The following is a 19,048-nucleotide window of genomic DNA, read 5'->3' as shown; positions in this document are numbered from 1 at the left end:
AGCACATATCTGTGCAAAATCTAAGTAACAGGCGTATCCGCCGATATTTGGTCTGCCGCTTAAAGCGGCCGGAAGCACGTGACTTTAGTCATGTGAGGTTCACGATTGAGTAAACAGAAATATTATCTGATTTGATATAACCAATTGCAAAGAAGGGAAAATCTTCATGAGAAGTCATTGGACAGAAATAGAAAAATATTTAGAAGACCAGAAGGTAGCGCAGGAACTGATTGGAGAACTGAGAGATTTTCACATGCGTTATGAGGTAGAGGATCAGGTAAAGGAACGAGTAGAAAAACCGGATATCCTATTTTATGGGAAAAAGATTCTGGAAATGTCAACAGCAGCGCTTCTTCAGGGAGATAATCTGTTACTTTCCGGTGCAAAAGCTACAGGAAAAATGTACTATGTGAGACATTGGCATGGATATTCGGAAGACCGGAATACGATATTTCTTTTCATGTAAATACAGACAGTGCCGATCTGATTGGAACGGACACCTTTATAAATAATGAGGTTCGCCTTCGGAAAGGCTCCATCTACCAATGCGCGGAATTTGGAGGATTTGGAATCCTGGACGAAATCAATATGGCAAAAAATGATGCGGTTTCTGTACTGCATGCCACACTGGATCATCGGCGCAGAATCAATATTCCAGGATATAACAGGATTTTACTTCATCCGGCAACACGATTTATCGGCACGATGAATTATGGTTACGCAGGTACCAGAGAGCTAAATGAAGCATTGGTTTCAAGGTTTATGGTAATCGATATGCCTGAAATGGATGAGGATAGTGTTCTTTTTGTATTAAGGCAACATTTTCCAGATGGGGAAAAAAGTGCACTGAAAGCTTTTGCAGGACTGTTTCTGGATTTGCAGATCAAAGCTTACCATGGAGAAATCTCAACAAAATCTCTTGACCTGAGAGGATTGGTTTCTGCTGTAAAAGCAACAAGAAGCGGACTTTCTCCAATTGATGCAATCCAGATGGGAATCATAAATAAAAGTTTTGATGTATTTGAAAAAGAGATCGTAGAAGATGTGGTTTCTACCAGAATCCCATCTTCCTGGACCGGAAAAGACATATGGGGGTAAACTTGTATGGAGGATGTCAGATGGCCGGCGGAACAACTGGAAGAACATCATCTGGAGATCAGCAATCGTATCAGAAATCTTTTTTGGACAGTCAGTGGTGATTATGATACGGAATTTGAACCGGATACAGAAAAATATGTTTATTCAAAACAAACGGTTCTGTATGAGGCAGTGAAGCAGGGTGCCTTTGCACGATATTTTGATCAGAAGAAACTTGGCATGTATTTGATGAAAAAATTACATTTTTCTGCTGGAGAAGATATGCTTTTGCCTCTTCAGAGATTTCGGAATTATGAAGAACCAAGGGAAACAAATGAAAGAATCTTTCAATTTCGTGCATATGCCAATAACAGAGATGGGCTTGCACTGAAAACAGTCGGTTCCTCTCTCATGGAGCGACCGGAAAAAAATAAGATTTTAATCGTATTAAGTGATGGAAAACCCTGTGATATGAGCATACAACGACCAGGAACCCGCCAGCCCAAGATCTATGACGGAGAAAAAGCTGTGAAAGATACTGCATATGAGGTACGTCGGGCCAGAAATCAGGGAATTTTCGTAATTGGTATTTTTGTAGGGAATGAAGAAGAGCTCTCCGTGGAAAAGAGAATCTATGGAAAAGACTTTGCCTATATTCGTAATATCAGCAATTTTTCCCGTATAGTAGGAACTTTTTTGCGAAGACAAATTGATATGGAATGAAAATGGAGGAATCACTATGGGTAAAATTGAATTTGCCAATTGCCAGGATGTAAGAAATCAGAAAAAGATACAGGAATTAGATTGTCCACACTGTCATGAACCGGGAGGCATTGAAGCCTTTGTGAAAGACGGGATACTTGCAGAGGATGGAGTATGTGATAACTGCGGATATATTCTTCCAGAAGGAACAGAACTGGAGGAAGTGGAGTAAAACAGTTTGAAGTAATCCCGAATCTCACCTATAAATCCGGTGAACAGATGGAGCAACTTGGCAAGTATGGTTTTCTTCGCAGAGATTATCTGAAAAACCATCGAAATTCAACCTATCAGGTGATGCTTCTGCAGGATACGATAGGAGAGCATCTTCTGGAAGTGGACAAGGCAGCCAGGGAACGGGAAGAAGTGATTCTGAAACAGTTGGAAGAAAAAGAACCACTGCCGGATAAGGAGAAAGATCAGATGGCATGGGTAAGAGCTGCCAATCAGCACAGAGCGATTGCAGAAGAGATTATCCTGAAAGAATTGATTTATGTATAAGGATTGCCAGTAACTAATCTGGCAGGTAACTGATAAAAATAGAATATTGTGAGCGAAGTAAGGCGTGAGTCATAAGATATGGCTTGCGTCTTTTCCTTTTGAACTGGAAAGAAGGATGGGAGCATGGCACAGATTTTTCGTGTAGAGAGAACTAAGAATTTTACGGTAATGAGTAATCATCATTTCAAGAATAAGAATCTGACATTGAAAGCGAAAGGTCTATTATCGCTGATGTTAAGTTTAAAGTATCAGGCGGAACAGAATAGAAAGACAGCTGAGAACGAAGTGCAAAAATTGAAAAAAAGGATAAGATTGCAATCAGAGAAAATAAACGAGATAAAATTTTTCTGTGGAATCGGATATATAGTGGCACTTGTACTTTCAGCTTGTCTTATTAAGATGTGTTTCTTGTGATTTTAAATGCGATATTTCAGAATTGAATTACGATTTTTGGTAGATTAGATTGTTTGAAACGCATTTTTATGATATGATGATAAATACCATGTGAACAGATATTTCAAGCAAATAAGATTGAGGTGAAAAAATGGCAGTTAGTTACAAGAAATTGTGGAAATTGTTAATTGATAAAGAAATGATGAAGAAAGATTTGCGTGCAATGACAGGAGTTAGTACAACAACGATGTCTCGATTATCAAAAGATGAAAATGTAAGTACAGAGATTCTGTCAAAGATATGTTCTGCTTTGAATTGTGATGTGGGAGATATCATGGAATTTGTTCCTGATAAAAAAGAGGAGCAGTAAGGAGGTACGGGAACATGGATCATTCTTATCCTTATATTGCGTCTTTGACCAGAGAGCCGTTCCTTTTCTACGAAATGCGTTCTACCGCAAAGCTAATGGCAGAAGGAAATTCCGATGATGCAATTGTTAAAGAAATTGTAGAGCAGAATCTTTTTCAGTATCCAACGGAAAAATCTATTACACGCATGGCGAAAGCCTGCATCAAACGGCTTCAGGCACTGGAAGATGATTCTCTGGTTTCTGCGATTGCTTCACAGCCGACGGATGTGGCAAAACAGATTTGTTTGTATGCGTTGATGAAGCAGAGCCGACTGGTCTGGGAATTTATGCTGACCGTCATTGGCGAGAAGTACAGATTAAGGGACACGTCTTTTGGTAAGATAGATTTGAATACATTTTTTATGCGCTTGCAGGAGCAGAATGATACCGTGGCTTCCTGGAGCGATACTACAATAACAAAGTTAAAACAGATAATTGCCAGAGTGCTTGTTGAAACAGAATATCTCGACAACCGGGGGGCAGATCATTTGAATCCAGTATGGCTGCATCCTGTTTTGGAGAATGCCATCAGAAGCAATGGTGATATGGCGATACTGCCGGCGTTTAATTGCTTTTCTTAGGAGGTAGCCAATGAGTGACATAAAAGAACGCCTGGACAAAGTTCGGGCATTGATTCAGGAACCGGAGTTCCTGGAAGGCAAAGGACTCAGCAATGAGGTGAATATCAGAATCTTCTGTTATGAACCGGAGAATGAAATGGTTGTCCGTCATTTTGTGAATCAGCTGGAAACTGATCAGTCCTTAGATTGCCATTTGATCGTTTGTAATTTATATAAAACATTTCTCTCTATCTGCGATGATATGGACATCACAGATGCAATTCCCGATATGGAAGAAGCTGACGGAAGTGCTTATCTTCTGGAGCAGCTTAACTCCGCAATCGGCAATGGAGAGTTCATTGATAAAATCCAGTATGAGCCACACGAACCGGGTGATGTGCTGATGCTGACAGGTGTGGGCGAGGTGTTCCCGTTTATGAGAATCCATACGTTATTGGAAGCCTTGCAACCGTATTTTTCGGATGTTCCGATTTTGGTTATGTATCCGGGTGAGTTTGATGGTCGTCATGTAAAACTGTTTAATCGTCTGACACCAAATGATTATTACCGGGCATTCAATGTCATAGATTAAGGGGGATAAAGCCATGATGATTCGAGATATGTTTGCGGATGACATTAACCGCAAAATCAATGGTGTAATTAAAGTAGATCAGGCTGCTGATGATGTAATCGAGCAGGAGTTAAATGAATATGTCATTACCAGAGAATTGAAGAAACATTTCATTACGTTCTTCAATTATTACGGTGATGCTTTTGACCAGCCGACAGCCGATATGGGTGTTTGGATTTCCGGTTTCTTTGGAAGTGGTAAATCTCACTTCCTGAAAATGCTTTCCTACCTTTTGGAAAATAAAGAGGTAAAAGGCATTCGCAGTGTGGAGCGTTTCCGTAAAAAGTTTGAGGACGACCCGGCAACCTTTATGCTGATTGATCGTGCCACAAAGGGACAGACCGAGACAATTCTGTTCAATATTGATATTGAGGGATTCAGCAATAAAGATAAGACTGCGGTTCTTCGTGTATTTGCCAAAATGTTCTACAACCATCTGGGATTTTACGGTGAGAATCTGAAAGTTGCCATGATGGAGCGTTATATTGACCAGCAGGGAAAAACTGAGGAGTTTCGCAGAGTTTTTGAAGAAAAGAAAGGCAAGTCCTGGATGGAAATGCGCCGTGCCTTTGCATTCAATGGAAAGTTTATTATTCCGACTTTAATGGAAGTTCTGGATATGAGTGAGGACGATGCCAAGGCATGGTTCAATGATAAAACGGCAACAGAAATATCTATTGCTCAGCTTGTGGAAGATATGAAAGCCTATGTGGATACTAAACCAGCGAACTTCCGTCTGCTGTTTATGATCGACGAAGTTGGTCAGTATGTCGGCACAGACACCGATATGCTTTTGAACCTCCAGTCTTTGACAGAAAAAATCGGAAGTGAGTGTGAAGGAAAGATTTGGGTGATCTGCACCGGACAGGAAGCCATTGATGAAATCATCAAAGTTCGTGCCGATGAGTTCTCCCGTATCCAGGCTCGTTTCAAAACAAGACTGAGCTTATCTTCTTCCTCCGTGGATGAAGTCATCCAGAAGCGTATTCTGAAAAAGAAACCGGAAGCAACAATGGATTTGGAAACCGTTTATGAGCAGAATGATTCTGTCCTGCGTAACCTGTTCAGCTTCAATGGCTCTATTCTGGATATTAAAGGCTATTCCGGTCCGAGGGAATTTACTGAGAACTTCCCGTTCGTGCCGTATCAGTTTATTATTATGCAGAAGGTATTTGCTGAAATCCGCAAGCACGGAAATTCCGGCAAGCACCTTTCCGGTGGTGAGCGTTCCATGCTGTCCGGTTTCCAGGAAGCTGCACAGAAAATTCAGGAGAAGGATGAGTATGCACTTGTTCCGTTCTTCCGTTTTTATGATACCGTACATACTTTTCTGGATGGTTCAATTCGTCGTGTAATTGAACGTTGCCAAAAAGCTGCCGACAACGGTGATGGCATCGAACAGCAGGATGTAGATGTACTGAAACTCCTGTATCTGATTCGGTATATTGATGATATTCCTTCCAATCTGGACAATATCGTTATCCTTATGGCAGATGATATTCGTGTGGATAAGATTATCATGCGTGAAGCTGTCCGTGGATGCCTTGACCGTCTGATGAGCCAGAACTATATCGGCAGAACCGGAGACACTTATAACTTCCTGACGGATGAAGAACAGGATATTCAGCGTGAAATCCGGGATACCAATGTAGATACCGCTTCTATCGTAGAGCGTATCGCTCAGATGATTTACGGTGATATTTTCACAACCAAGAAGTTCCGTTATGGAAAATATGACTTTGCTTTCGATCAGATGGTGGACGGCATTACAGTTGGAGTGGCAACAGGTGGTATGCGTCTGCGTTTCCTGACCGTTGCTACCGATGCTATTGAAAAAACAGATTACCGTCTGATGGCGGAGTCCAAAGGTAATGAAGCAATCGTGGTTCTGGCTGATACGCCTTACTATGAATCTCTGGAATCTGCTATGAAGATTCGTAAGTACGTAAAGCAGAGAAATGTAAGCCAGCTTCCAAAAACTGTGCAGAAAATTATCAGTGACCAGCAAGACGAAGCCGGAAAATATGAGCTGAGTGCCATGAGCGAATTGCAAAATGCTATTGAAGGGGCGCAGTTCTATGTAGACGGTGAGCATCTGGAAATCAGAGCTGGAAATGCTAAGAGCAAGATTGACCAGTCGCTTGAATATCTGGTTGCCCATGTATATAGCAAGCTCGACCTGATTACAGATAATGCAGGCAGTGATGTAGATATTATTGCGATTCTGACAGGTGCGGTAACGGCACTTCCGGGCATGGAACCGAACCGTGATGCTGCTTCTGCTATGGAAGAATATCTGGAAATGCAGGATGTGAAAAAGTTGCCGACTTCTATGGCAGATGTGCAAAGCAAATACAGTGCGATTCCGTATGGATGGAAAGAAATCGATATTGCTGCGGTTGCGGCACAACTGATTTATTCCCAGAAAGTAACCATCAAGTATGCAGGCAATACCATTCAGCCGGATGACCCGAAGTTGCCGGATATGCTCCGCAAAAAGAGTGAGATCGGCAAGACTTCCATCAGCAAGCGTAAAAACATTTCTGCTACGATGATGCGTGATGTAAAAGCGATGCTCCGAGAGTATTTCGACATTATGGATGTGCCGGATGATGAAGATGGTCTGATTCGCTTTGTGACGGAGAAGTTTACCGAGCAGCGTGATTACTATGCTTCTTTGGATGCTTGTTATGACGGACATAAATACCCGGATCGTGCATTAGTGCAGGAAGCTATTCATCTGATGGATGATGTTCTTTCTCAGAAGAAAGACAATATTGCCCTGATTGAGCGTGTGCTGAAAAAAGAGGATGCTCTTTTCAACAATAAAGAAGCCATGAGCAACGGCATTGAAAACTTCTTCAAAACCCAGGTAACAGTATTCGACCAGGCAGTGCAGTTTGAAAAATCTCTGCATGATGACCTTGACCGGATTGCAGAAAATGAGGAAGCACATAAGGCACTGAATACTATTCGATTGATTACGATGGTTCAGACCGGAAGCAAGTTCAACTATAACCGGATTCGTGAACTGAATCCGTTGATGGATACGGTTCGCACCGCCCATGACAAGATGCTGGAAGAAAAACGTGCTGAGGTTCTGGAAACGGTTCGTCAGTGTATGGAAGCGACCCATACTGCTGCAAACGGCGATTCCAAGGCATCCCATCTGATTGAAAAATCGGATCGGTATTTCAGTCAGTGCAAGGAGAAAATCGCAGAATTAAAGAGCCTTGCCCTTCTGGATGCTATGTTCTTGCCGATGTGCCAGTACAAGGATGATACTATCAGCAATATCGAGTCAGTTCTGGCTCCGCCTGCACCGAAGCCGCAGGTACAGCCGACACAGCCAGGAAAAGAAACTGCTCCGGCAAAGAAAAAGGTTGTCCGTGCTTATAACCGACAGGTTGTATTCCAGGCAAAGACCTTACAAACGGATGAAGACATTGATGATTATGTAGAGAAGATTCGTTCTCAGCTGAAGCAACTCTTGAAAAATTGCGATGAGATCAAGCTGAACTAACGAGGAGAGACGAGTATGGATAAGAATGCGATTAAAAAATTTGCTGTCTGGGCAAGAACAGAGCTGATCGCCCGTGTTTCCCTAAAAGGCGTGGAATACGGTATCACAGAGGATAATATCGAGGCCGCCAATGCGGACAGCGTTGGCGGCAAAGTCCTCACTGCTGATGAAAAGAAACAACGTCAGGCTTTGATTGCCGAGATTAACGATAAAGGCTATAAGCAGGTCATGGAGGAGGTTGCCTACACTTGGTTCAACCGCTTCTCTGCTCTACGATTTATGGAAGTCAACGGTTACATTCCTTCCCATGTGCGTGTATTCACGGACGAGGAAAACAACTTTAAGCCGCAGATTATAACCGAAGCCATTCATCTGGATTTGGATGGATTGGATATGGAAAAGGTCTATGAACTGAAAGATGCCGAAAAGACCGAAGAACTGTATAAATATCTGCTGATCGTGCAGTGTAACGCCTTGAATAAGATTCTGCCGGGAATGTTCCAGAAGATTGCGGACTACACCGAGCTTCTTCTGCCGGACAATCTGCTCCGTGAAGGCAGTGTCATTCAGCAGATGATCGAGTTGATACCGGAGGATGACTGGAAGGATGCTGTCCAGATCATCGGCTGGCTGTATCAGTATTATAACAGTGAGAAAAAGGATGACGTTTTCGCAGCACTGAAAAAGAATGTGAAAATCACAAAAGAAAACATCCCCGCAGCAACTCAGCTTTTCACACCAGACTGGATTGTTCGCTACATGGTAGAGAACAGTCTTGGTCGTTTATGGCTGGAGGGACATCCGGATGTGAAAGAGCAGCTTCTTCCTACCGAGGAAGAACAGTCTGCCTATGCTGCCGGAAACCGTGATCCGGAAGATACCAAATGGCACTACTATCTGGAAGAAGCTGAGCAGGAGCCGGAAGTGCAGGCACAGCTTGCCGAGATTCGCAAGGAATACGCCGCGCTGACACCGGATCAGCTGAAAGTTATTGATCCATGTTCCGGTTCCGGTCATATTCTTGCGTATATGTTTGATGTGCTGATGAAGATATATGAATCTTACGGTTATACCACCCGTGAAGCAGTGGCAAGCATTGTAGAGAACAATATTTATGGTCTGGATATTGATGACCGTGCAACACAGCTGGCTTACTTTGCGGTAATGATGAAAGCCCGTCAGTATGACCGACGCTTCTTCAGCCGTGGCATTCAGCCCCATGTGTATGCTATTGTAGAGAGCAATCATGTAGATGAATTTGCCGTGGACTATTTCTGCAATGGGGATGCAAAGCTCACGACAGCTATGGATACCATCATTAAAGAATTGCATGATGCAAAAGAATACGGCTCGATTCTGACCGTAACACCGCAGGATTGGTCTACACTGTATGACCGTTTTGCAGAGATTACGGAAGATATAAATATGTCCCGTGAGACGGCACTGAGAGAATTGTTGCCGTTGGTGCAGGTGGCAGAAGCACTGGCGCAGAAGTATGATGTGGTAGTGACAAATCCGCCGTATATGGGTAGCTCTGGTATGAGTATAAAGCTCTCTGATTATGTTAAAAGTGATTACCCAGATAGTAAAAGTGATTTGTTTGCTGTGTTTATTGAACGTTGCGGACAAATGACAAAGAAAAATGGCTGTCAGGCAATGATTACACAACACGCTTGGATGTTCCTTGCAAGTTATGAGAATATTAGAAAGAAAATTTCTAAAAAAGCTATTATAAATATGGCGCATTTGGGAGCTCGTGCCTTTGAAGAAATTGGTGGAGAAATTGTACAAACAACCAGCTTTGTAATAGGAAACACATTTTTGAACAATTATCTTGGTACATATTGCAGACTTGTTGATCCGACGACACAAACTGGAAAAGAGGAACTCTTCATTAAAGGAAAAGAACGGTATATATCTAATCAACTACGATTTCAAAAGATACCAGGTGAACCGATAGCTTATTGGATTAGTGAACAGTTTGCTAATTGTTATGATAATGAGTTATTGGAGAAAGTTGCATTTTCTGATGGACAAATTTTAACTGGTAATAATGACAAGTATTTGAAATTGTTGTGGGAAGTGAATGCTCATGATATTGAAGCAAGGAAGTGGGCGTTACACGCTAAAGGAGGTGAATTTAGGCGATGGTATGGCAATATTGATACCGTAGTAAAGTTTGATCCAATCACGATTCAGCATTATAAAAGAGATAAAATTGCACGATTCCCCAAAGATGAAATCCTTTTTAGGAGAGGAATCACATGGACCCTTGTTTCGATGAATCCTTTGTTTGGCGTAAGAGAACTTGGTAAAAATTTGACATTTAATAAAGCGGCAGCAACAATATTGTTTAATGATGAAACTATTATAGATTATGTGTTAGGATTTTTAAATTCCAAGGTGTCACAAGCACTTTTAAGAATTATAAACCCGACAATGAATAATAATATCAAAGATATACTCAATATGCCATTTATCAAAGATATGAATTTTTATCCGCAGGTTAAATCCTTAGTCCAATATAATATTAGTATTTCAAAGCAGGATTGGGATGCTTTTGAAACCTCATGGGATTTTCAAAAGCATCCACTGCTTCGCAAAGTTTCTACCATTGCGGAAGCCTTTGACCAGTGGCAGACTGAATGCAATGACCGTTTTAACCAGCTGAAAGCCAATGAGGAAAAATTGAACCGTATTTTCATCGACATTTACGGTTTACAGGATGAGCTGACACCAGAGGTTGAGGACAAGGACGTTACTGTCCGCAAAGCTGATCTTGGCAGAGATATTCGCTCGTTCATTTCCTATGCGGTTGGCTGTATGTTCGGTCGCCACTCTCTGGATGCGGATGGTCTTGTCTATGCAGGTGGAGAATGGGATAACAGCAAATATAGTTCTTTTGCTGCGGATAAGGATAACATTATCCCGATTTGCGACGATGAATATTTTGAGGATGATATTGTCGGTCTATTCGTGGAGTTCGTAAAAACTGTTTACGGTGTAGATACCTTAGACGAAAACCTGAAATTCATTGCCGATGCACTGGGGGGAAAAGGTCAGCCGAAAGATGTGATTCGGAATTATTTTCTGAATGATTTTTATAAAGATCATTGTAAGATTTATCAGAAACGCCCGATTTACTGGCTATTTGACAGCGGCAAGAAGAATGGATTTAAGGCTCTGATTTATATGCACCGCTATCAGCCGGACACCATTGCCCGTATCCGTACCGATTATGTGCATGAACAGCAGGCTCGTTATCGTACTGCTATTGCGGATTTGGAACAGCGTATGGTCAATGCTTCCACTGGCGAGCGTGTGAAGCTGAACAAAAAGTTGAATACCTTGCAGGCGCAGGATACTGAAATCAGAATTTACGAGGAAAAGATTCATCACCTTGCCGACCAGATGATTTCCATTGATCTGGATGATGGTGTGAAGAAGAATTATGCAATATTTGATACAGTATTAAAAAAATTATAAATAGGAGACGAAGAATCATGAAAATTATGGTTACACTTACACAGCGTACAGGAGTTGCATATGCAACGGCAGAATATGATGGAAAGATAATTACTGTTCTGGCAGGTGGCAAAATAAGTCCGGATTTTGCAAATCATATCAGAGGTGGGAAAACCGCTAAAGCATATCGAGACAATCCAGAGTATGTGGATAAGAATGGTAATATTCTTAAAAACTGTGAGTTTACCAGCTCTTCAACAGCGGCTCAGTTTGTGACGGGGCGAAGTACAAATGGGTATAAGGCTTGGAAAGTTGAAAAGAAACTTAGTCTTGGTCAATATTTGAAGGATAAGGGCTTGCGTTAATGGGGGTGGTATTTTGATTGATGTTACTGTGAAAATTACAGCGATTATAATGTATTGCGATGAAAGTATACTTAATCTTGAATTGGGAAATGGTTATACTATCGAGAAGTGCTATTATGATGATTTCCCATTCAAATCAGAAATTGAAAATGGAAAAAATCAACTATGTATTGAGTATATAGGCTCACGTTTACATGATGAAAATGGTTCATACTTTATCTGCCTAAAAAAAGAAGATGTATTTTTGATAGATGGTCCTCAGATTGTTCCGGGTGCTGTAATCACGAATAAGACTTGCCAATGTGAAGATGAAATTGGAGCTTACCAAGAGCAAGAGGTACAATATTTGCATAAAATATTTTCGTTGTTGCGTTTATATAAAAACGGGAACATTGGATTATATCAAACATTTTTCAATTACAGATTTAAGGTGTTGGGTTTTATAAATAATACTCAGAACCATACGAGCAAGAATAGTACCAGAAATGCTTATGATGAACGAAAATATATACTTGCAACAGAAGATGTTGAACGCTGTAATCAGTTTTTAAGAGATTATAAATTACAAATTTATTCCATGATGAAACCTATTATTGATGAGTTTGTGTGGGGATTGGAGCAGACAGATGCTCCAACTGGATTTGAACAGTATACGACAGCATTAGAAATGGCACTTTTGCCGGTAAATCAACCAGGTAAAAAACAAATGTTATCCAATCGCATTGCAGTTTTGCTTGGAAAGAATGATGCAGAAGTTGTAGGAATACATGATAAGATGCTGGACTTTTATCGTTATCGCTCAGAATCCTTACATGAAGGTGATGGAAGCAATATCTCAAAGCAAGAACTCATTGAAATGGAAAATTATGTTCGTCAGACTATTACTGCAATTATGCAGAAATCTAAATGTCAGCTCGCTATCGACAATACGAAAACGTGGATTGATATTAAGAACGACTTGATGAATGAGCTGATTTCCAAAGTGGTAAATAAGAAAACTGCGGGTATTTTATAATATGAATGGTGGCAATAGCTGCCAAAGAGAGCGAGGTGTTACAATGACTATAGAAGAAATTCTTGCAGGAGAATCGAAGGATGTGGAGTTCAAAGAGAACCTGCCGGAGAAAAGCCTCAAATATATGAAATCTGTGGTTGCCTTTGCCAATGGAACCGGCGGAAAAATCATTTTCGGAATTGCCGATAAAACCAGAGAGGTTGTTGGCTTTGACAAGGAAGATGTGTTCAAGAAAATGGATGCCATTGCCAATGCCGTATCAGACAGCTGTGAACCGGCAATTATCCCAGATATCACTTTACAGACGGTTGATGGTAAGACTGTCATTGTGGTAGAGGTTTTTGAGGGCAGACAGCGCCCGTATTATATCAAAGCCCTTGGTAGAGATGGCGGTGTATATGTCCGTGTTGCCGGAACTACCCGCCTTGCCGATGAGTATATGGTAAAGGAGTTGTTGTTTGAGGGCAGTAACCGCTACTATGATCAGGCTTTATGTACTGGGTTAAATGTTACAGATGAAGATATTGATACCCTTTGCAAAGCTATGAAAGAGCAGGCTGTCAGAAATGCTCGGACAGAGGAACAGAAAGCATCGATTAAAGATGTAGGCAGACAGCAGTTGCGTTCCTGGGGAATTTTAATCGAGCGTGATGGAAAAGATTTTCCATCCAATGCGTTTGCAATTTTGACAGGCAACGGAGGCCTTCATGTTGCAACGCAATGTGGTGTGTTCAAAGGTACAACGAAAGCGGTATTTGTTGATCGTAGAGAATATACCGGACCGCTTTGGGAACAGATAGACGAAGCATTTCAGTTTGTCTTAAGAAATATTCATCTGGGTGCTACTATTGTGGGAATTTATCGCCAGGATGTTTATGAGATTCCACCGGATGCCATTCGTGAGTTGATTATCAATGCTATGGTACATCGTAGTTATCTGGATCATGGTACGATACAGGTAGCGGTATATGACAACCGATTGGAAATCACTTCTCCTGGGAAGCTGCCAATGGGACAAACGATGGAGCGTATGAAAGAAGGTTATTCCAAAATCAGAAATGAAGCCCTTGCCCATGCGTTTGCTTACATGAATCTGATCGAGCATTGGGGAAGCGGTATTCCGAGAATTATTGATAAAGTGAAAGCTGCCGGACTTCGGGAGCCGGAGTTTATTGGTGGCGAAGTGGATTTGCGTATCAATATTTATCGAGGTCAGGTTGACGGCACTGTTGACCTCAATGACCTCAATAACGCCATTAAAGTGCCGGATACTATTGATAAAATGCCAGATAGTGGCAATGAAGTGCCGGATAAAACAGAAACAGTGCCAGATACGACAAAGAAAATGCCGGATAGTGAACAGGAACAACAAATCTATAAATATGTATTGGAAAATGGCTCTATTACTACTGCTGAAACAGTAGAGATTTTAGATGTAAAACATCGTAGAGCCAGAGCTGTCTTGCTGAATATGGTTAAGGATGGTTATTTGAGAAAAGAGGGTGCGGCACGAAGCACTATTTATGTAAAAAATACGGAAGGGAGATAATGCAGCATGGATACAGACAAAATAATACAAGATTTAAATCGCAGGTTTGCTGCACCTCTTCCTGAGTTTTATCAGCGTCGTATCATTTTCTGGTACGATGAAGATAAGGAATTTGAGGATAAATTGGATGAAGTGGTTTTGGAAAATGCAAAGGTGATTGCGCTGACAGGAAATAATGCGTTTTCTGTAAAAAAACTGCTTTCAGTAGATGATTTGACCACAAATTATCTGGTTTACAGTCCGTGTGTCTATAACCGCCCAGATGATAACTGGCTTCTGGATGTGGAGCTTTACAGCGAAGAGTTTCGGGCGGATCTGATTTCTATTTGGATGGATGAGATGGGACTTATATCAAATCCGGCAATGAGGAAACAGGTTAAAAATTATCGTGCTTATTTCAATGCGAAAGATCGTCGTTTGAAAGTCAGCACACAGAATAAAGTTCCGGAAACACCGGCACAGTTACACATGGCTGTCATGGCGGCAATCTGTGGATTGAAAGATGCACAGCCTAATATGATTCTCCGTAGTGTGTTCCAGGCGGGACTGGATTTGAATAATAATACGGTTTATCAGGATTTTGTAAAATATCATGCAGACGCAGCATTTTGGGCGATGGTTCGTCAGGGATGCGGATTTGTGGAGGAGGAACCAGACCTTGAGCGGTTAGCAATTCATCTACTTTTAACCGCGGCGACCCGTACCATGCGGCAGGAATATCTTGCCGGACTAGACAGTTTTATTTCCATACCACATCAGGCATATTGCTATGATTTTATTTCTGAATGGCTTCATAGTGACAACATTCCGCAATTATATGATGTGGCACGTTATGTTGAGGATGAAGCTTGTCTGTATCAGCGTTTTGAAAAGCTGACAGTAGAAGATTTGGTAGGAACAGAGTGCTTTCCGTGTATTAATGAAGTGATTCTGACAAAGATAATGACAGAGATCAGTGACCATATTATTGATGTGGATACCATTACGAATACCGTTGAAAAACGGAGAACTTGTGTATGGTATGAGCCATTTGAGAATTTTTATGACGGTATCTTACAAGTGGCGAATATGCAAAGTTTCTTTAAGGAACATTCTGCCGGATTCCATACCGCAGAAGCGAAAAGTATCTGGAAAGAATATACTGAGAGCTACTATCAGATGGACACTTATTACCGTTTGTTCCATCTTAGTTTTCAAAAGAGTTTGGAGACTTCCAATATTCTGCTGGATGATTTGTTCAAGCATGTTGTCGATAAGGTGGAAGGACTTTATACACACTGGTTCTTAGGTGAGTTGGGCAACAACTGGTCGGATGTATGTGCGGATGAACTGGCAACTTACGGTAAAGTTCTGGAAGTACCGCAACAGGAGGATTTTTACCGTTCCCGTATCCAAACCTCAGATACGAAAGTATTTGTAATTATCTCAGATGCCATGCGTTATGAAGTGGCGGCTACGATGGCAGATCAGCTTCAGCGAGAAACGCAAAGTAAGGTTTCTATCAGCAGTATGCAGAGCATCTTTCCTTCTACTACAAAGTTTGGTATGGCAGCTTTGTTGCCGCACAAAGAACTGACAGTAGAGGTTCGGAACGATATTTTGACGGTTTTGGCAGATGGACAGTCTACGGCAAGTACTTATAGGGATAAGGTTCTGAAAACAGAAGATTCGGCAAGCGTGGCTTTAAAGTATAATGACATCATTGCTATGAAACGAGCGGAAAGAAGTGCTTTGGTGAAAGGGATGGATGTGGTCTATATTTACCACGATACCATAGATGAAGCCAGCCACACTTCGGATACTGCTGTTTTTGCTGCCTGTGACAAGGCGATTTCAGAATTGAAGAATCTTGTGCGTATTATCGTAAATGAATTTGGTGGAACGAATATTTTAATTACGGCAGATCATGGATTTCTTTATACATACAGTCCTTTGAAGGAAGAGGACAAAGTAGATAAAAGAGGATTTTTTGATGTGGATGTAACAAACTCTGACATTACAAAAAAAGAAAGTATCAAGCGATGTGTAGAATATGGCAGAAGATATGCAATTATGCAGAAAGGTGTGCAACCAGATTACTTGATGCCTGTAAAATTCCTGGGCGGAAATACGGAATTTGATGGATTTGCACCGAGAGAAAGTATTCGTATCAAAATGAATGGCGGCGGTATGAATTTTGTGCATGGTGGTATCAGTTTGCAGGAAATGGTTGTTCCAGTGATTGAGTATCATTATCTCCGCAACGATTCTATGGAATATAAGCGAAATAAGCAGAAATATGATACTAAGCCGGTAACGGTTAATTTACTGTCCGCAAACCGTAAGATCAGCAATATGATTTTTTCGTTGAACTTCTATCAAAAAGATGCGGTCAGTACAAATCGTGAAGCAGCAACCTATCAAGTTTATTTTACAGATGAGGACGGCAAACAGATTAGTGATATTCAGAAGATTATTGCAGATAAGACCAGCGATAACGGTGCAGAAAGAACTTTCCGTTGTCAGTTTAATCTAAAATCTTTAAAATACAGCAATACCGCTACTTATTATCTGGTAATTGCAGATGAACAGGGATTACAGCTGCCACAGCGGGAGCCATTCCAGATTGACATCGCCTTTGCGGTGGACGAGTTTGATTTTTTTAGTTAATGCCGCAGGAGGAGAGAAAGATGGAGCAATTTGCAGAGGGTGAAAGTACCCGTGAAGAAATAAAGAACAAGCTCCGTCAGAACTTTGACGGTAAGATTGTTCGGAAAGACCTGACAAAGAAAATTAAAGAAGGGGCGAATGTCCCAGTGTATGTTCTTGAGTTCTTGTTGGGACAGTATTGCAGTTCAGATGATGAGACGGTTATAGAGAAAGGCGTACAGAATGTGAAGCGTATTCTTGCTGACAACTTTGTACGCCCGGATGAATCACAGAAAATTCTGTCTCAGCTGCGTAAAAAAGGCAGTTACACAATCATTGATATGGTGACTGTTCGACTGGATATGAAAAAGGATTGCTTTTTTGCAGAGTTTTCTAATTTGGGCATTGGTAATGTACCGATTGCCGATGAATATCCAGAAAAATTTGATCGCCTGCTCTGCGGCGGTATCTGGTGTATTGTTCAGCTGGATTATGAGGTTGAAGGCGACAATAATTTTGGCATTGAGGATATTGATGGAAATCCACTTCGTTCCAAACAGAAAAAGCAGAAAGATATTTCACCAATCAGTATCCGTAAGCTGACACCGATCCAGATGCCGCACATTGATATTGATGAACTGAAGCAGGGACGAAAAGCTTTTACGAAAGATGAATGGTTGGATATCCTTCTTCGTTCTATCGGAATGGAACCGGATGAATTTACATACCGTGAGAAATGGTTGCTCTTGACCCGTATGATTCCATTAGTTGAGAATAACTTTAATCTTTGTGAGCTTGGACCGAGAAGCACCGGTAAATCTCATCTTTACAAAGAGATTTCACCAAACAGTATTTTGATTTCCGGTGGACAGACGACGGTTGCAAACCTGTTTTACAATATGGGACGCAAAACGGTCGGACTGGTCGGCTTATGGGACTGTGTAGCCTTTGATGAAGTGGCAGGTATCAAGTTTAAAGATAAAGATGGCATTCAGATTATGAAGGATTACATGGCATCCGGCTCTTTTGCCCGTGGCAAAGAAGAAAAAGCTGCTACTGCGTCCATGGTATTTGTGGGAAATATCAATCAGAGTGTGGACGTGCTGTTGAAAACATCCAGTCTGTTTGCACCTTTCCCGCAGGAAATGGGAACAGATACAGCATTTCTTGATCGTATGCACTGTTATCTTCCAGGATGGGAGATACCGAAGTTCAGACCGGAGCATTTTACTAATGATTATGGTTTTATCAGTGACTATTTGGCAGAGTTCATCCGAGAGCTTCGCAAGGAGCAGTATGGAGATGCACTTGATCACTACTTCCGTCTGGGGAGAAATCTGAATCAGCGTGATACAATTGCGGTTCGTCGTATGATAGACGGTTATCTGAAGTTGATGTACCCAAATGGTGAGTTTACCAAAGAAGAACTGGAAGAAATTATTCAGATTGCATTGGAAATGCGTCGCCGTGTCAAGGAGCAATTGAAGAAGCTGGGTGGTATGGAGTTTTATGATGTGAACTTCTCTTATATAGATCTAGAAGATATGTCAGAACATTATGTTTCCGTACCAGAACAGGGTGGTGGTAAGCTGATACCGGATGGAATGTGTAATCCGGGACAGGTTTATACCGTATCCAGAGGAAAAAGTGGCATGATTGGTGTATTCCGTTTGGAAAGTCAGATGCTTCCAGGCAATGGCAAAATTGAACGGACTGGCTTAGGCAGTGATTCTAAATGCAAGGAAGCGGTGAACACGGCATTTAATTATCTGAAAGCCAACGGCAATCGGATCAGTGGCTCTATCAGCACCTCGACCAAGGATTACATCATCAATTATCAGGATTTGCAGGGTATCGGTATGACAGACAAATTGGCACTTCCAACATTGATAGCACTTTGTTCGATTGCTCTTGGAAAGCCTGTTGTCAGCAACTTGGCAGTGTTGGGAGATATAACAATTAGTGGCACAATGATAAAGGTGGATGAACTTGCCAATACACTTCAGGTGTGTCTGGATAGCGGCGCAAAGAAGGTGCTGATTCCAAGTACATCGTTTGTTGATTTTGCAAGTGTTCCAGCTGATCTGATGAGTGCATTTCAGCTGATTCCGTATCAGAGTGCGGAAGATGCAGTGTTTAAGGCGTTAGGGGTAGAGTAAAATCGAAGATAGGA

At 41.5% G+C, this 19,048-nt stretch carries 13 protein-coding genes and 2 pseudogenes; all 15 read left to right on the top strand.

The window, feature by feature from the left end:
- Nucleotides 1-166: 166 nt before the first annotated feature.
- A pseudogene (locus DWX32_RS17255) lies at nt 167-1,098 on the top strand (AAA family ATPase).
- A gap of 219 nt (nt 1,099-1,317) precedes the next feature.
- The gene (locus DWX32_RS17250) at nt 1,318-1,800 is read left to right on the top strand and encodes a cobaltochelatase CobT-related protein (RefSeq protein WP_243037621.1); all 483 of its coding nucleotides are present in this window, start codon (nt 1,318-1,320) and stop codon (nt 1,798-1,800) included.
- Nucleotides 1,801-1,816: 16 nt separating this feature from the next.
- On the top strand, nt 1,817-2,011 hold the full coding sequence (locus DWX32_RS17245; RefSeq protein ID WP_118247149.1) for a hypothetical protein: 195 nt from the start codon (nt 1,817-1,819) through the stop codon (nt 2,009-2,011).
- Nucleotides 1,969-2,337 (top strand): TnpV protein, encoded by a 369-nt coding sequence (locus DWX32_RS17240; protein ID WP_118595780.1) that lies wholly within the window; start codon nt 1,969-1,971, stop codon nt 2,335-2,337. The genes DWX32_RS17245 and DWX32_RS17240 overlap by 43 nt, the downstream gene beginning before the upstream one ends.
- A 123-nt stretch (nt 2,338-2,460) precedes the next feature.
- Nucleotides 2,461-2,580 (top strand): annotated as a pseudogene (locus tag DWX32_RS17235) (helix-turn-helix domain-containing protein); the annotation flags it as partial.
- A 301-nt stretch (nt 2,581-2,881) separates the two neighbouring features.
- Nucleotides 2,882-3,100: a helix-turn-helix domain-containing protein gene (locus tag DWX32_RS17230; RefSeq protein WP_002578407.1), complete on the top strand. Its 219-nt coding sequence runs from the start codon at nt 2,882-2,884 to the stop codon at nt 3,098-3,100.
- A 14-nt stretch (nt 3,101-3,114) separates the two neighbouring features.
- Nucleotides 3,115-3,720, top strand: coding sequence for a DUF1819 family protein (locus DWX32_RS17225; RefSeq protein ID WP_055219004.1), 606 nt, complete (start codon nt 3,115-3,117; stop codon nt 3,718-3,720).
- 10 nt (nt 3,721-3,730) lie between these two features.
- Nucleotides 3,731-4,291 carry a DUF1788 domain-containing protein gene (locus DWX32_RS17220; RefSeq protein ID WP_055219002.1) on the top strand — a complete coding sequence of 187 codons (561 nt, stop codon included), beginning with the start codon at nt 3,731-3,733 and terminating at the stop codon, nt 4,289-4,291.
- A gap of 13 nt (nt 4,292-4,304) precedes the next feature.
- Nucleotides 4,305-7,853: a BREX system P-loop protein BrxC gene (gene brxC / locus DWX32_RS17215; RefSeq protein WP_055219000.1), complete on the top strand. Its 3,549-nt coding sequence runs from the start codon at nt 4,305-4,307 to the stop codon at nt 7,851-7,853.
- 15 nt (nt 7,854-7,868) lie between these two features.
- Nucleotides 7,869-11,339, top strand: a complete 3,471-nt coding sequence (gene pglX, locus DWX32_RS17210) for a BREX-1 system adenine-specific DNA-methyltransferase PglX (RefSeq protein ID WP_118595779.1) — start codon at nt 7,869-7,871, stop codon at nt 11,337-11,339.
- A gap of 17 nt (nt 11,340-11,356) precedes the next feature.
- Nucleotides 11,357-11,683, top strand: coding sequence for a DUF4357 domain-containing protein (locus DWX32_RS17205; protein WP_118595778.1), 327 nt, complete (start codon nt 11,357-11,359; stop codon nt 11,681-11,683).
- A gap of 13 nt (nt 11,684-11,696) precedes the next feature.
- Nucleotides 11,697-12,698 carry a hypothetical protein gene (locus DWX32_RS17200; protein ID WP_118595777.1) on the top strand — a complete coding sequence of 334 codons (1,002 nt, stop codon included), beginning with the start codon at nt 11,697-11,699 and terminating at the stop codon, nt 12,696-12,698.
- Between the two features lie 43 nt (nt 12,699-12,741).
- Complete coding sequence (locus DWX32_RS17195) at nt 12,742-14,247, top strand: RNA-binding domain-containing protein (protein WP_118595776.1); 1,506 nt, start codon at nt 12,742-12,744, stop codon at nt 14,245-14,247.
- Nucleotides 14,248-14,253: 6 nt separating this feature from the next.
- A complete protein-coding gene (gene pglZ, locus DWX32_RS17190; RefSeq protein WP_118595775.1) occupies nt 14,254-16,896 on the top strand; it encodes a BREX-1 system phosphatase PglZ type A in 2,643 nt (880 codons plus the stop codon).
- A gap of 20 nt (nt 16,897-16,916) precedes the next feature.
- The gene (gene brxL / locus DWX32_RS17185) at nt 16,917-19,034 is read left to right on the top strand and encodes a protease Lon-related BREX system protein BrxL (RefSeq protein ID WP_118601700.1); all 2,118 of its coding nucleotides are present in this window, start codon (nt 16,917-16,919) and stop codon (nt 19,032-19,034) included.
- Nucleotides 19,035-19,048: the final 14 nt, after the last annotated feature.

This window comes from Blautia sp. AF19-13LB (assembly GCF_003479105.1).
GTDB classification, from domain to species: Bacteria; Bacillota; Clostridia; order Lachnospirales; family Lachnospiraceae; genus Fusicatenibacter; species Fusicatenibacter saccharivorans.
This window is presented reverse-complemented; position numbering and strand designations above follow the sequence as displayed.